We start from the raw sequence: 13,758 nt of genomic DNA, 5'->3' as shown, positions 1-13,758 counted from the left end.
GAGTTCCGACGCCGACGACTCCGGCAGCTTCAGTTCACTCGCCGGCGTGGCGGTCGAGGAACGAGTAGACCTCGCTGTCATCGACGCCGGGGAATGCGCCGCGCGGCAGCGGACGGAACATGTGCGTGTGCACGCGTGCGCTCGGCCACGCCCGGCCCTCCCAGCGCCGCGACACGGTCGGCGCGGCGCGGCGGCAGCACGACTCGTCGGGGCACGTCGACTGCGCACGGTGCTGCGTCTCGCGACCGCGCCACCAGCGCGCGTCGTCGAACGGCACGCCGACCGTGACCGAGAACCCGCCGTCGGTCGACGAGCCGGTCTGCGTGGCGCACCAGAAGGTGCCAGACGGGGTGTCGGTGTACTGGTAGTGCTCGGTGGTGCGGTTGCGCTGCTCGAACGCGGCGCGCGCGCCGAACCGGCGGCAGGCCGGCTGACCTTCGACGGCGCCCGTCACATCCATCGGCAGCGGCAGGCCGTCGTTCTCGTAGACGCGGGTGATCGCGCCGTTCTCGTCGACGCGCAGGAAGTGCAGGCGCATGTCGAGGTGGTGCGTCATGAGGTTCGTCATGCGCATGCCGGCCGCCTCATGCGTGACGCCGAACGCGTCGCGGAAGTCCTCGACCGCGAGGTTTCGGTCCTTCTTCGCCTGCTGCAGGAACGCGACGCCCGCAGTCTCGGGGATCAGGCAGCACGCGGCGAAGTAGTTGATCTCCAGCCGCTGCTGCAGGAAGTCGGCGTAGTCGGTCGGGGGAGTGTGGCCCAGGATGCGGTGCGCCATCGCCTGCAGCGCCATCGAGCGCAGGCCGTGCCCGCCGGGGATCGATGCGGGCGGCAGGTAGATGCGGCCGTGCTCGACGTCGGTGATCGAGCGGGTGGAGTGCGGCAGGTCGTCGGCGTAGATGAGCTCGAAGCCCAGCTTCGCCGCCATCAGAGTCACGGTGCGGTGCGTGAGTGCACCCGAGACGTGCCCGGCGGCCTTCAGGTGCTTCTCGGCGAGGGCCTCGATGTCGGGCAGGTAGTTGTCGCGCGCGCGCATCGTCAGGCGCATCTCGGTGTTCGCCCGACGCGCCTCCTCGGGAGTGGCGATCGCCTCGGTCTCGCGGCGGTGCAGCTCGCGGTGCAGACCCAGGATCGCTTCGATGGTCTCGTCGCTCATCGTCTTCGACACGCGCACCGCGGCGATGCCCAGCTGGCGGAAGATCGGGCTCGACTGCGCCCGCTCGAGCTCGATCTCGAGTGCCGCACGCCGGTTCGGCGGCTCACCGGAGATGAGATCGGCGACATCGGTGCCGCAGGCCTCGGCGATGGCCTGCAGAAGAGAGAGCTTCGGCTCGCGCTTGCCGTTCTCGATGAGGCTCAGCTGTGATCCGGCGATGCCGACCTTCGCGCCCAGGTCGTCGAGGGTGAGATTCCGCGCCGTGCGGTGGTGCCGGATGCGATGTCCGAGGGTGCTGAGTTCAAGTCCGCTGGTCGCCATTCCTTGAGCATATCCGAAAGAAGCGGTGTTCTTTCAACCGCCGAGAGCGGCAAACACATCGAAACCTCGCGCACCATGGAATCAACGCACTTGCTTGAAGGAGCTCTCATGGCACTCGCCGACACGTTCACCTCTCGCACCGACTCCCGAGCAGCAACGCGGAGCGCCGGCGCCGCGCCCACCTACGACACCCCCGCCATGGCCGAGCTGCGCGCGTGGGTCGACGGGATCGCCGCACTCACCCAGCCCGAGCGGGTGCACTGGGTCGACGGATCCCGCGCCGAGAACGACGCGCTGCTGCACGAGCTCGTCGACGAGGGCAAGCTCATCAAGCTCAACCCCGAATGGCGACCCGGCTCGTACCTCGCCCGCTCGCACCCCAGCGACGTGGCGCGCACCGAGGGGCGCACCTTCATCGCCTCCGAGCGCGAGCGCGACGCCGGCCCGACCAACAACTGGGCCGACCCCGCCGAGATGCGCAAGACCCTCGACGGCCTGTTCGCCGGATCGATGCGAGGCCGCACGATGTACGTCATCCCGTTCTCGATGGGGCCGGTCGGCGGCAAGCTCTCGCACATCGGCGTGCAGATCACCGACAGCGCCTACGCCGTGGCATCCATCGGCATCATGACCCGCGTCGGAGACGCGGTCACCCGCCAGATCGCCGACGGTGCCCCGTGGGTCAAGACCGTGCACTCCGTCGGCGCCCCGCTCGAGCCCGGCCAGTCCGACGTCGAGTGGCCCTGCAACGACGAGAAGTACATCGTGCACTTCCCCGAGACGCTCGAGGTCTACTCGTACGGCTCGGGCTACGGCGGCAACGCGATCCTCGCGAAGAAGTGCTTCGCGCTGCGCATCGCGTCGGTCATCGCCCGCGACGAGGGCTGGCTCGCCGAGCACATGCTGCTCATCCGCGTGACCGACCCGAACGGCAAGGCGCATCACGTCGCCGCCGCCTTCCCGTCGGCCTGCGGCAAGACCAACCTCGCCATGCTGCGTCCCACCATCCCGGGATGGTCGGTCGAGACGCTCGGTGACGACATCGTCTGGATCCGACCCGGCGACGACGGCCGGATGTACGCCATGAACCCCGAGGCGGGGTTCTTCGGCGTCGCTCCCGGAACGGGTGAATCGACCAACGTCACCGCCGTCGAGACGCTGTGGGGCAACACGATCTTCACCAACGTCGCGCTGCGTCCCGACGGCGACGTGTGGTGGGAGGGGCTCACCGACACCCCGCCCGCGAGGCTCACCGACTGGCAGGGCAACCCGTGGACACCTGACTCCGACCGACCCGCTGCGCACCCCAACTCGCGCTTCACGGTGTCTGCCGCCCAGTGCCCGCAGATCGCCGAGGACTGGGAGAACCCCGACGGCGTGCCGCTCGACGTGATCCTCTTCGGCGGCCGCCGCGCGACCAACGTGCCGCTCGTCGTCGAGGCGACCGACTGGAGCCACGGCGTCTTCATCGGCTCGACCATCTCGTCGGAGCGCACCGCCGCCGCCGAGGGCACCGTCGGCGAGCTGCGTCGCGACCCGTTCGCGATGCTGCCGTTCTGCGGCTACAACATGGGCGACTACTTCGCACACTGGCTGAAGGTCGGTCGGTCGCTGCGTTTCGATCGTGCACCGCGCATCTTCCAGGTGAACTGGTTCCGCCGTGGTGACGACGGCCGGTTCCTGTGGCCGGGCTTCGGCGACAACTCGCGCGTGATCGACTGGATCATCCGTCGCATCTCGGGTGAGGTCACCGCCGTCGACAGCCCGATCGGCCGCCTGCCGCGGCGCGAGGACCTCAACCTCGACGGACTCGACATCACCGACGCCGATCTCGACGAGCTCTTCGACATCGACATCGACGCCTGGCTCGCTGAGGCGGACTCCACCGAGGAGTTCTACGCCATGTTCGGCGACGCGCTGCCGTCGGCGCTGCGCAGCGAGCTGGAGGCACTGCGGTACCGGCTCAACGCCGCCCGGTGAAGGCTCGCGCATCTTCGGTAGTCTCGAGCGTGAGCTCCGAGGAGGACACGTGACCGAAACCAGCGCTCACCCGACCGCGCAGGCATCCCCGATGGGCGCTGCGGAGGGCGTCCTCAGGCGCAACGCCGTGACGATCACCGGCAGGGCCGACGGCCGTGTCGTGGTGTTCGGACACGGGTACGGCACCGATCAGACCACCTGGCGAGCGGTCGCGGATCGGTTCGCCGACGAGCATCGCGTCGTGCTGTTCGACTACGTCGGATCGGGGCGCTCCGACCTCTCGGCATACGACCAGCGGCGGTACGACTCGCTCGAAGGGTACGCCGACGACCTCATCGAGGTGATCGAGGCGGCGGATGCCCGTGACGTGGTGTTCGTCGCGCATTCCGTCAGCGGCATGATCGGCGCGCTGGCATCCATCCGCCGACCCGACCTGTTCTCGCAGCTGATCATGATCTGCCCCTCGCCGCGATACGTGAACGACGGCGACTACGTCGGCGGGTTCGACCGCCAGGACGTGCTCGACCTGCTCGCCGCCATCGAGGCCAACCAGCCCGGATGGGCGGCGTCGCTGGCTCCTGCGGTCACCGCGCGCGAGGACCTGCCCGAGGTCACCGACCGGGTGCGGGACCTGTTCGCGACCACCGCGCACGAGGTGGCCACCCACTTCGCCCGCGTCGTCTTCTTCAGCGATGTGCGGCATCGGCTGGGTGAGATCCCGGTGCCGGCCACCGTGCTGCAGTCGGTCGGCGACATCATCTGCCCGCCGCACATCGGGGCGTATCTGCAGGAGCGCATCCCCACGTGCGACCTGGTGCGTCTGGACTCCGCGGGGCATTTCGTGCATCTGACCGATCCCGAGCTGGTCGCGGATCAGATCAGCCTCGCGTTGTGAGCGAGGCTGCGTCGGACTCCCTCGATCTGCTCGAGCACACGCCGGTCGCCGTGTTCGTGCTGGGAGTCGACGGCACCATCCTCGCTCACAACACCGGAATGCAGGTGTGGCTGGGCGCTCGCGGTTCGGCCGGCGACGAGGGCCTGTGCGGACGCAACATCGTGGAGTGGCTGACCGCGCCGTCGCGCATGCTCTACGAGACGCAGGTCATGCCGCGGCTGCTCGAGACCGGACGCCTGCGCGAAGTGATGCTCGAGGTCCGGGACAGCTCGGGAGAGCGTCGAGCGGCGCTCGTGAACGCCGAGCTGCGGCACACCGACGACCGCAGGGCTGTCGCGTACGTCGCGGCCGTCGAGACGACCGCGCGCGCCGCGTTCGAGAAGGAGCTCGTGTCGGCCCGGCGGGAGGCCGAACTCGCGCACCGCAGGCTGGTGCTGCTGCAGGATGCCACGAGCGCGCTCGCCGTGGCGAACGGACTCGGCGACCTGGGCGAGACGCTCGTGAACGCCGCGAGCCGGGCGACATCCGCAGCGTGGACCTCCGTCCGGCTGGTCGACCCGACATCGAAGGCGAGCGCCACCGTGCGCGAATGGGGCGAGACGCCGCCCGGAGTGCGTCTGGAGGCCAGGCGCGCGTCCCCGGAACAGCAGCTCGTCTGCCGCGACACCGACGAGATCGCTCGGGCCGTGCCGCAGGATGCCGCTGCGCTGCGCTCAGCAGGCATCGAGGCGCTCGTCACCACCCCGATCGTCCGCACGACAGGCGACCGCACCGTCGTGCTCGGGCAGATCCGCTGCTGGTTCCGCCGGATGCGTGCCCTCGAGCCGGACGAGCTCGAGACGCTGCGTGCCCTCGCGGCTCAGGCCGAGCGGGTGGTCGATCATCTGCGGCTGCGCGATCGGCTGCAGCATCACGCCCTGCACGACAGCCTCACCGGACTGCCGAACCGGGTGCTCTTCGAGGAGCGGCTGCAGCGGCTTCTCGAGCGCTCCGAGCGCGACGGCGAGCCGTGTTCGGTGCTCTTCCTCGATCTCGATGGCTTCAAGGGCATCAACGATCGTCTCGGGCACGGCGTGGGCGACGAGGTGCTGCGCATCGTCGCCGACCGTCTGCAGCGGGTGTCTCGCACGGCTGACACCGTCGCGAGGCTCGGCGGCGATGAGTTCCTCATCGTCGCGTCCGGCATGGACGACGCCGAGACGGCGCGGTTCGCCGAGCGGGTGCGCCGCGTCGTGCGGGAGCCGCTCGACGGCGCCGCGGCGGGATCGCCGCTCTCGGCGAGCGTGGGCGCGGTGCGCTGGCATCGGGTGCCGGGGTCCGTCGCCCCGTCGGCGGAGGACGTGGTCGCCGCGGCCGATGCCGCGATGTACCGCGCGAAGCGCGCCGGCAAGGACGGCGTGCACGTGGACGTGCTCGGGCGCTGAGCCCCGCCCGGTCGGAGATCTCAGACCAGTCTGCGCCGCTGCGGCGTGTCGCCGGCCTGGAGGGTGCGACACGCCGCCCGCGTCTGACGCGTCCGACCGGATGCCGACCGGCATCCGCACGATCAGACCAGCAGCTGATGCCTCGCGAGGTCGCGGTACAGCGGAGTGGACTCGAGCAGCTCCGCGTGCGTACCCTGCCCGGCGACCACGCCGTTCTGCAGCACCACGATCAGGTCGCTGTCGACCACGGTCGACAGGCGGTGCGCGATCACGAGCAGCGTGCGGTCGGCGGCAGCCGCATCGATCGCCTCGCGCATGCGCTGCTCGTTGACGCCGTCGAGCGACGAGGTCGATTCATCGAGCAGCAGGATCGGCGCCTCGGTCAGCAGAGCGCGTGCGATGGCGAGACGCTGACGCTCCCCGCCCGAGAGCATCACGCCGTCCTCGCCCACCGGGGCCTCCAGGCCCAGGGGGCTGCGCTCGAGCACGTCGCCGAGGTTGACCGAGCGCAGCACGCGCTCGCAGTCGGAATCCGAGGCATCCGGCGCGGCGAGACGCAGGTTCTCGCCCAGCGTGCCGGCGAGGGTCGGTGCGTCCTGCTCGACGTATCCGAACTGCGCACGCAGCCGCTCGCGCGGGTACGTGCGCACGTCGTACCCGGCGAGGCGGATCGATCCGCCCGTCGGGTCGTAGAAGCGCTCGATGAGCGAGAGGATCGTGCTCTTGCCCGCGCCGCTCGGCCCGACGAGGGCGACGCGCGCGCCGCGCGGCACGGTGAACGAGACGCCCTTCAGCACATCCCGGTCAGCAGGATCATGGGTCCCTGAGCCTGTCGAACCCTCTTCGGAGGCGCGCTCGAGGTGCGCGTCGACGAGTACGGTCTGGGCCTCCTTGGCCGCCGCCTCCCGTGCGGCGACGACGGCGTCGGGGTAGCGGAAGCGCACATCGCGGAACTCGATCGCGGGGGCCCCGACCACCGCGGCGGACGCGGCGGCGGGGTCGGGCTCGTCGTGCTGCGTCTCGGTCGGCAGGTCGAGCACCTCCTGGATGCGGCCGAGGGCGCCGAGCGCCTGGTTCACCGAGGTGATTGCGCCGAACGCCTGCCCCAGCGGCATCACCAGCATGAACAGGAACATGATGAAGGTCACCAGCGACGCGATCGAGAGAGCCCCGGATGCCACGCGCAGCCCGCCCACGCCGAGCACGACCAGCAGCGACAGCTGCAGTGCGACGCCGGCGACGGGCACGACCATCGACGAGATCTTCGCGATGCGCACCCCGAGACCGTACGCCTCACCTGCGAGGTCCTCGACGGCCGCGGTCTCGCGCTCGGTGGCGCCGGACGCCCGCACGGTGCGGATCGACGAGATGCCCCGCTCGACTCCGGATGCCAGTTCGCCGACCTTCTGCTGCTGCGCGGCCGATGCGGTGCGGATTCGCCCGGAGAGCAGCACGACCACGACCACCGACACGCCGATCACGATGACGATGAGCAGCAGCAGGAGCGGGTCGATGATGAGCATCGCGATGAGCGCGCCGATGAACAGGATCGCGCCGCCGACGGCATCCGCGAGCCCCTGGGTGAGCACGGCGTAGAGCAGCGTCGTGTCGGTTCCGACGCGCGAGACGAGATCGCCGGTGCGACGCGCGTCGAACTCGCTGATCGGCAGGTGCAGGATGCGAGCGATGAGCTTGCGGCGACTGGAGTACACCACGGCGGTGCCGGTGCGCTGGAGCAGGTAGTGCTGGTACCCCGAGATGACCGATGCGGCGATCACCAAGCCGATCAGCAGCCAGACCAGCGCGCCGAGGGCCTGCGCCTGCTGCACGCGGGCGATCAGCTGCCCGACGAGCAGCGGCTGCGCGAGCGAGGCGGCCGCGCCGACGATGCTGAGCACCGCGACGACGGCGAGCACCTTCTTGTGCTCGAGGAGGAAGGGGAGAAGCTGACGGAACGTGGCGCGCGGGCCGTCCTGCTGCGCGCGACGTCCGCGTCGGCGTGCGGGTGCCGTGCGAGACATGGGACCTCGATCTCAGGTGAGTGTGTGCCAGGGCATGCGGGAGCCGAGCATCGGCTCTATTGTCTGCCGAACTTCTTATGCGCGGCCTGTTTGGTGACGCCGAGCGCGCTGGCGATCGCCTGCCACGAGTAGCCCGCAAGGCGGGCGCGGCGCACCTCGACCTCCTCGGCGCGGGCGATCTCGCGACGGATGCCGGTGAGGCGGTGGAGCTCGGCAAGCGGCTCGCCCTCGGGGTCGGTGGCCTGCGTCGTCTGAAGCCTCATGGAGTCAATCTACGTTGACGAATCGATGGTGTCAAGGATGGTTGACGCCGGTCTGCGCGGCGGGCGCCATCGGCGAGGATGGAGGCATGCTGATCCCGCCGAAGCTGCAGTCAGATGACCGCATCGCCGTCCTCTCTCCCGCGTTCGCCGCGCCGGCGGCGGGGCCCGAGGTGCACGAGCAGGCGATGCGACGTCTGCGGAAGCTGACCGGCCTCGTGCCTGTCGAGTACCCGACGACGAGGCAGCTCGACGCGAGTCCGGAGGCGCGGGCCGACGATGTGAATGCGGCATTCGCCGACCCGGGCATCCGGGCGATCATCGCGACCATCGGCGGCAGCGACCAGATCCTCGTGACGCCGCACCTCGACCCCGCGCTCGCCGTAGCCGACCCCAAGCCCTTCCTCGGATACAGCGACAACACGAACATCCTGAACTGGCTGTGGCGGCACGGCGTCGCCGGGTTCTACGGCGGCTCGACGCAGGTGCACCTGGGGCCGGGGCCGGCGGTCGACGAGACGCATCTGCGCTCCCTGCGCGCCGCCCTGCTCGACGGCGGTGAGATCGAGATCACCGAGCCGGGGGAGTCGGAGGACTTCGGACGCCATTGGGACGACCTGGCGGCTCTGACGGATTACGGCGACCGCGAACCCACCGAGCCCTGGACGTGGGCGGGCCCTGCGACGAGCGTGACGGGCCGCACGTGGGGTGGCTGCCTCGAGGTGGTCGACCAGCTGGCCCTCGCCGACCGTCTGCCGTCGAACGATGAGCTCGCCGGGACCATCCTGCTGCTCGAGACGAGCGAGCGGCTCACCCCGCCCGCTCGCGTCGCCGAGCAGCTCCGCGGCTATGGCGAGCGCGGACTGCTGGGAGCGGTCGCAGGCGTGCTGTTCGCCCGCCCGGCCGTGAGCTCGTTCGAGGTGCTGCCCGCCGCGGCCGACAGGTCCGCGCGGCGAGCGGCTCAGCGTGAGGTGGTGCTGGACGCGGTCGGAAGGTACAACCCGGATGCCGTGGTCTGCGTCGGCGTGCCGTTCGGGCACACGCGTCCGCAATGGATCCTCCCCTACGGCGGCGAGATGACCCTCGACGGGGCCGCGCGGACGATCACCGCCGCCTTCTGAGCCTCAGCCCAGCGTCACGCGGCCGCGCAGCTCGCGCACGGTCGAGACTCCTGTCAGCTGCATGGTTCGCACAGCCTCGGCGCGCATGATCTGCAGCATCCGATCCACCCCGCGCTCGCCGCCGGCCATCAGGCCGTAGAGGTATGCGCGACCGACCATGCACGCGTCCGCGCCGAGCGCGACCGCCGCCAGCACGTCGGCACCGGAGAGGATGCCGGTGTCGAGGAAGATCTCGGCGCGGTCGCCGACGGCGGCCGCGACGTCGGGGAGCAGCCGCAGGGGAGTGGGCGCGCGGTCGAGCTGACGACCGCCGTGGTTCGACACGACGAGCGCGTCGGCCCCGGCATCCACCACCCGCTGCGCATCGGCGACCGACTGGATGCCCTTGACCACGAGCTTGCCCGCCCACTGCTCACGCAGCCAGGCGAGGTCGTCGATCTTGAGCGACGGGTCGAACATCCTGCCGACCAGCTCGGCCACCGTGCCGTCGAAAGAACGCAGGCTGGCGAACTCGATCGGGTCGGTGGTGAGCACGTTGAACCACCACTCGGGATGCCACGCCATGTCCCACATGGTCTTCAGGTTCAGCGTCGGCGGGATGGTCAGACCGTTGCGCGCATCGCGAAGCCGGTTGCCCGCGACCGGGGTGTCGACCGTGAGCACGAGTGTGTCATAGCCGGTGCGCCGCGCCTCGTCGACCAGGCGGCGGGTGCCTTCGCGGTCCTTCCAGAGGTACAGCTGAAACCAGTTCGCACCGCCCGGCACCGCTCGCATCAGCTCGGCGGGCGAGGTGGTGCCCATGGTCGAGAGCGTGTAGGGAACACCGGCCCGCACTGCGGCCCGTGCGACGGCGATCTCGCCCTCGTGCTGCATCATGCGGGTGAACCCGGTGGGGGCCATGATGAGCGGGAACGATGCCGGCGTGCCGAGGACCGTCGTCGACGTGTCGACCTCGGCGACGTCATGCAGCACCCGCGGCTCGAACTCTACGCTCGCGAACGCACGACGTGCGCGAGCGATGCTCACCTCGTCCTCGGCGGCGCCGTGCACGTAATCGAACACCGAGCGCGGCGTGGTTCGCCGGGCGATGCGCGCCAGATCCTTCACCGTCAGCGCCTGCGCCAGCCGCCGATCGACACGGTTCCGCACCGGGCGCCGGAACCCGAGCAGCGGCGCGACCGCACCCCAGGTGGGGATACGGCGCGCGATCCGCCGGTCGGGGAGTGTCACTGCGTCGCCCGGCCCGTGCCGAGGTACGCCTGGATGATGTCATCATCGGCGAGCAGGGCGTCGGATGTCCCGGAGCGCACGATCTCGCCGTTCTGCAGGATGTGGCCCTCCTGAGCGGCCTGCAGGGCGCGGCGGGCGTTCTGCTCGACGAGCAGCACGGTCGTGCCGCCGGCGAGCACCTCGTCGATGACGGCGAACACCTCGTTGACGATCTTCGGCGCGAGTCCCATCGATGGCTCATCCATGAGCATGAGCTTCGGCCGCGCCAGCATGGCCCTGGCGATGGCCAGCATCTGCTGCTCGCCGCCCGACAGCGACCCGGCCGCCAGCTTGCGACGCTCGCCCAGCACGGGGAAGCGCTGGTACATGTCGTCGATGCCCGCGTTCGCACCGGCCCCGTAGAACTTCGCGCCCATCTGCAGGTTCTCGGCGATCGTCATGGTGCTGAGGATCTGACGGCCCTCCGGCACCTGCACCAGACCGCGCGGCACCAGCTTGTGCGACTTGGTCTTGGTGATGTCGGCGCCGTCGAACAGGATCTGCCCGCCCGAGGGGCGGACGAGTCCCGAGATGGCATTGATGATCGACGACTTGCCCGCGCCGTTGGCGCCGACCAGCGTCACCAGAGACCCGGCGGCGACGTCGAACGTGACACCGCGCACGGCGTGCACGCGTCCGTACGAGACAGACAGGTCCCTCACGCTCAGCAGCGGCTCAGCCATGGTTCTCCTCGGAGGTGGGCGCGGCCGGTGCGGTCGGCGTGGGCGGGGTCGCCGCGGGATGCTCGGCGTCTTCGTCGGCGGCGCCGAGGTACGCCTCGATGACCCGCTCGTCGGCGGCGATCTCGGACGGCGTGCCGTCGGCCAGCACCTCGCCGAAGTTGAGCACCACGATGTGGTCGCAGGTGTCGAGCACCATGCCGACGTTGTGCTCGATGAAGATGATCGTCAGACCGTCCTCGGTCAGCGAGCGGATCAGCGTCGACAGTCCCTCGGCCTCGACGTGGTTCATGCCGGCAGCCGGCTCGTCGAGGATCAGCAGAGACGGGTCGGCGGCCAGGGCCCTGGCGATCTCGAGACGGCGCTGATCTCCGTACGACAGGCTCTTCGCCGTGTTGTCTGCCTTGTCGAGCAGGCCGACGCGCTGCAGACAGCGTGCGGCGTGCGTGAGGGCGAGCCGCTCGTCGCGACGGGCGGAAGGCAGCCAGAGCAGCCGCCGCAGGAACGTCGGCTTCGCGACGAGGTGCGCGCCGATCAGCACGTTCTCGAGGGCCGTGAGCCGGTTGAACAGCTTGGAGTGCTGGAACGTGCGGGTGACGCCCGCCGCAGCGATGCGGTGCACGGGCGTGCGCCCGACCTGCACGCCGAGCACGGTGGCCGTGCCGGCCGAGGGCGGGATCAGGCCGCTGATCATGTTGACCAGCGTCGTCTTCCCGGCACCGTTCGGTCCTATCAGACCGACCACGTCGCCACTGCGCACCGTCAGGTCGACGCCGCGTACGGCGTGCACGCCGCCGTACTCCTTCGACAGGCCCGTCAGCTCCGCGACGATCTCGCCCTTGGCGGGATGCGTGCGGCCGGGCAGTGGCTCGGCGGTGTCGAGAGCCGACACATCGATGCGCTGGCGACGGCGCGGGATGAGGCTGGCGATGCCGCCCGGCAGGTACAGGATCACGAGAAGCAGCAGCAGGCCCGAGATGAACGGGCGGATCCATCCCGCGTCGATGCCCACCATGCGCTGCAACTCGGGCAGCAGCGTCTGGAATCCGCTGCCCAGGATCGGACCGAGGAAGTTCGCGGTGCCGCCGACGACGGCGGTGACCAGCCCGTCGATGGCCTTCTCGAACGCGAAGTCCTCCGGTGCGATGAGGCGCAGGTAGTACGCCCACATGACGCCGTACAGACCGGCGAGCACACCGGCGGCGACGAACGCGCTCAGGCGGTGCCCGCCGACGTTGATGCCGATGGAGCGAGCGGCGAGCTCGTCTTCGCGGATGGCCTCGAGTGCCCGTCCGTAGCGCGAGCGGGCCTGACGCCAGAACCAGTACGCCACGACCAGCAGCACGATCCAGGCGATCAGCGGCGTCATCACCTTCGGCACCGCCATGCCCTGAGCGCCCCCGGTCCACTCGGCGTTCAGGATGAAGATGCGGATCGCCTCAGCGAAGCCGAGCGTCGCGATCGCGAGGAACACCCCGCGCAGCCGCATCGTCGGCAGTCCCAGGATGACGGCGGCGAGGGCGCCGACGAGCATCCCGACGACCATCGCGAACAGCAGCGTGGGAATCGGTCCCCACGTCGTGGGAGGAGGGGTGATCGTTGCCGCGGTGAATGCCGCCAGGCCGGCGAAACCCGCTTGCGCGAGGCTCAGCTGGCCCGCCACGAGCACGGCGTAGAACGAGAACGCGAAGACGCCGTTGAGGGCGATGAAGACGAGGGTCGACTCGGTGAACAGCATCAGACCTCACGCACCTTGCGCTTGCCGAACAGCCCCTGCGGACGCACCAGCAGGATGACGAAGAGCAGAGCGAACGCGATCAGATCGCGCCAGCTCGAGCCGACGTACTGAATCGCGAACACTTCGGCGATGCCCAGCACCAGACCGCCGATCAGCGCGCCCGGCAGCGAGCCCATGCCGCCGACGATGATCACCGCGAGGCCCTTCAGCTCGATCGCGCTGCCCATGCCCAGCTGGGCGCTGTTCACACTGAGGGCGAAGAGCACGCCGGCGACGGCACCGAGCGCCGTCGAGATCGCGAAGGTGATCGCGGTGACCCGGTCGACGTCGACACCGAGAACCCGGGCGGCACCCGGGTTCTCGGCGACGGCACGCATCGAACGGCCGAGCGATGAACGGCTGACCAACAGGGTCAGCGCGATCATGAGCCCGAGCGACACGGCGACGATGACGATCTGCAGCATGCTGGCGGTGACCCCGCCGAACTCGATCGCGTCATCCGGCACGGTGCCCGCCGGGAAGCGCCGGGTGTTCGGGCCGAAGACCGCCTGCAGCAGGGCGATCAGCATCCCGCCCATCGCGATCGACGAGATCAGCCCGGCGAAGTGCGCGTCGGGTCGGTCCTTCAGCGGGCGGAAGGCGATCCGCTCGATGAGCAGACCCATGATGGCGCCGAACGCGAACACGATCACGAGCACCACGCCGAAGGGCAGGTCGAACGACTCGGTGAGCCAGATTCCCACGAATGCCGAGGCGGCGAACGCGGCGGGATGGGCCAGGTTCAGTCGGTCGAGGATGCCGAACACCAGCGTGAAGCCGATGGCGAACAGGGCATAGATCGATCCGAGGAACAGGCCGTTCAGCAACTGCTGCTGCATGACGGTTCTTCGCTT

At 69.9% G+C, this 13,758-nt stretch carries 11 protein-coding genes; 4 read left to right on the top strand and 7 right to left on the bottom strand.

The genetic code is table 11. The annotated features are described in order from the left end of the window. Window positions 1-34 precede the first annotated feature (34 nt). A complete protein-coding gene (locus RT309_RS03085) occupies window positions 35-1,477 on the bottom strand; it encodes a helix-turn-helix domain-containing protein (protein WP_313355228.1) in 1,443 nt (480 codons plus the stop codon). A gap of 108 nt (window positions 1,478-1,585) precedes the next feature. Between RT309_RS03085 and RT309_RS03080 the strand changes: the two genes are divergently transcribed. Genes RT309_RS03080 through RT309_RS03070 form a run of 3 tightly spaced genes read left to right on the top strand, consistent with a single transcriptional unit; the run spans window position 1,586 to window position 5,776 of the window. Beyond that, window positions 1,586-3,457: a phosphoenolpyruvate carboxykinase (GTP) gene (locus tag RT309_RS03080; RefSeq protein ID WP_313355226.1), complete on the top strand. Its 1,872-nt coding sequence runs from the start codon at window positions 1,586-1,588 to the stop codon at window positions 3,455-3,457. 49 nt (window positions 3,458-3,506) lie between these two features. Continuing rightward, on the top strand, window positions 3,507-4,352 hold the full coding sequence (locus RT309_RS03075) for an alpha/beta hydrolase (protein WP_313355224.1): 846 nt from the start codon (window positions 3,507-3,509) through the stop codon (window positions 4,350-4,352). Next, window positions 4,349-5,776, top strand: a complete 1,428-nt coding sequence (locus tag RT309_RS03070; RefSeq protein ID WP_313355222.1) for a diguanylate cyclase domain-containing protein — start codon at window positions 4,349-4,351, stop codon at window positions 5,774-5,776. Before RT309_RS03075 ends, RT309_RS03070 begins: the two co-directional genes overlap by 4 nt. 122 nt (window positions 5,777-5,898) lie before the next feature. Here the strand turns inward: RT309_RS03070 and RT309_RS03065 are convergent, their stop codons facing one another. Continuing rightward, a complete protein-coding gene (locus RT309_RS03065; protein ID WP_313355221.1) occupies window positions 5,899-7,797 on the bottom strand; it encodes an ABC transporter ATP-binding protein in 1,899 nt (632 codons plus the stop codon). 56 nt (window positions 7,798-7,853) lie between these two features. Continuing rightward, on the bottom strand, window positions 7,854-8,060 hold the full coding sequence (locus RT309_RS03060) for an AsnC family protein (protein WP_313355219.1): 207 nt from the start codon (window positions 8,058-8,060) through the stop codon (window positions 7,854-7,856). An 86-nt stretch (window positions 8,061-8,146) separates the two neighbouring features. Between RT309_RS03060 and RT309_RS03055 the strand changes: the two genes are divergently transcribed. Continuing rightward, on the top strand, window positions 8,147-9,178 hold the full coding sequence (locus tag RT309_RS03055) for an LD-carboxypeptidase (RefSeq protein ID WP_313355218.1): 1,032 nt from the start codon (window positions 8,147-8,149) through the stop codon (window positions 9,176-9,178). 3 nt (window positions 9,179-9,181) lie between these two features. Here the strand turns inward: RT309_RS03055 and RT309_RS03050 are convergent, their stop codons facing one another. The 4 genes from RT309_RS03050 to RT309_RS03035 are packed head-to-tail and all read right to left on the bottom strand — an operon-like array spanning window position 9,182 to window position 13,743. Further along, window positions 9,182-10,408, bottom strand: coding sequence for an alpha-hydroxy acid oxidase (locus tag RT309_RS03050; RefSeq protein ID WP_313355216.1), 1,227 nt, complete (start codon window positions 10,406-10,408; stop codon window positions 9,182-9,184). Further along, a complete protein-coding gene (locus RT309_RS03045) occupies window positions 10,405-11,130 on the bottom strand; it encodes an ABC transporter ATP-binding protein (protein WP_313355214.1) in 726 nt (241 codons plus the stop codon). Before RT309_RS03045 ends, RT309_RS03050 begins: the two co-directional genes overlap by 4 nt. Further along, window positions 11,123-12,865: a branched-chain amino acid ABC transporter ATP-binding protein/permease gene (locus tag RT309_RS03040; protein WP_313355212.1), complete on the bottom strand. Its 1,743-nt coding sequence runs from the start codon at window positions 12,863-12,865 to the stop codon at window positions 11,123-11,125. Before RT309_RS03040 ends, RT309_RS03045 begins: the two co-directional genes overlap by 8 nt. Continuing rightward, window positions 12,865-13,743, bottom strand: a complete 879-nt coding sequence (locus tag RT309_RS03035; protein ID WP_313355210.1) for a branched-chain amino acid ABC transporter permease — start codon at window positions 13,741-13,743, stop codon at window positions 12,865-12,867. Before RT309_RS03035 ends, RT309_RS03040 begins: the two co-directional genes overlap by 1 nt. Between the last annotated feature and the right edge of the window lie 15 nt (window positions 13,744-13,758).

Source organism: Microbacterium sp., assembly GCF_032084865.1.
In the GTDB taxonomy this organism is placed as follows: Bacteria; Actinomycetota; Actinomycetes; order Actinomycetales; family Microbacteriaceae; genus Microbacterium.
Note: the sequence above shows the minus strand (reverse complement) of the source record. Positions and strands in the feature narration are given on the sequence as shown.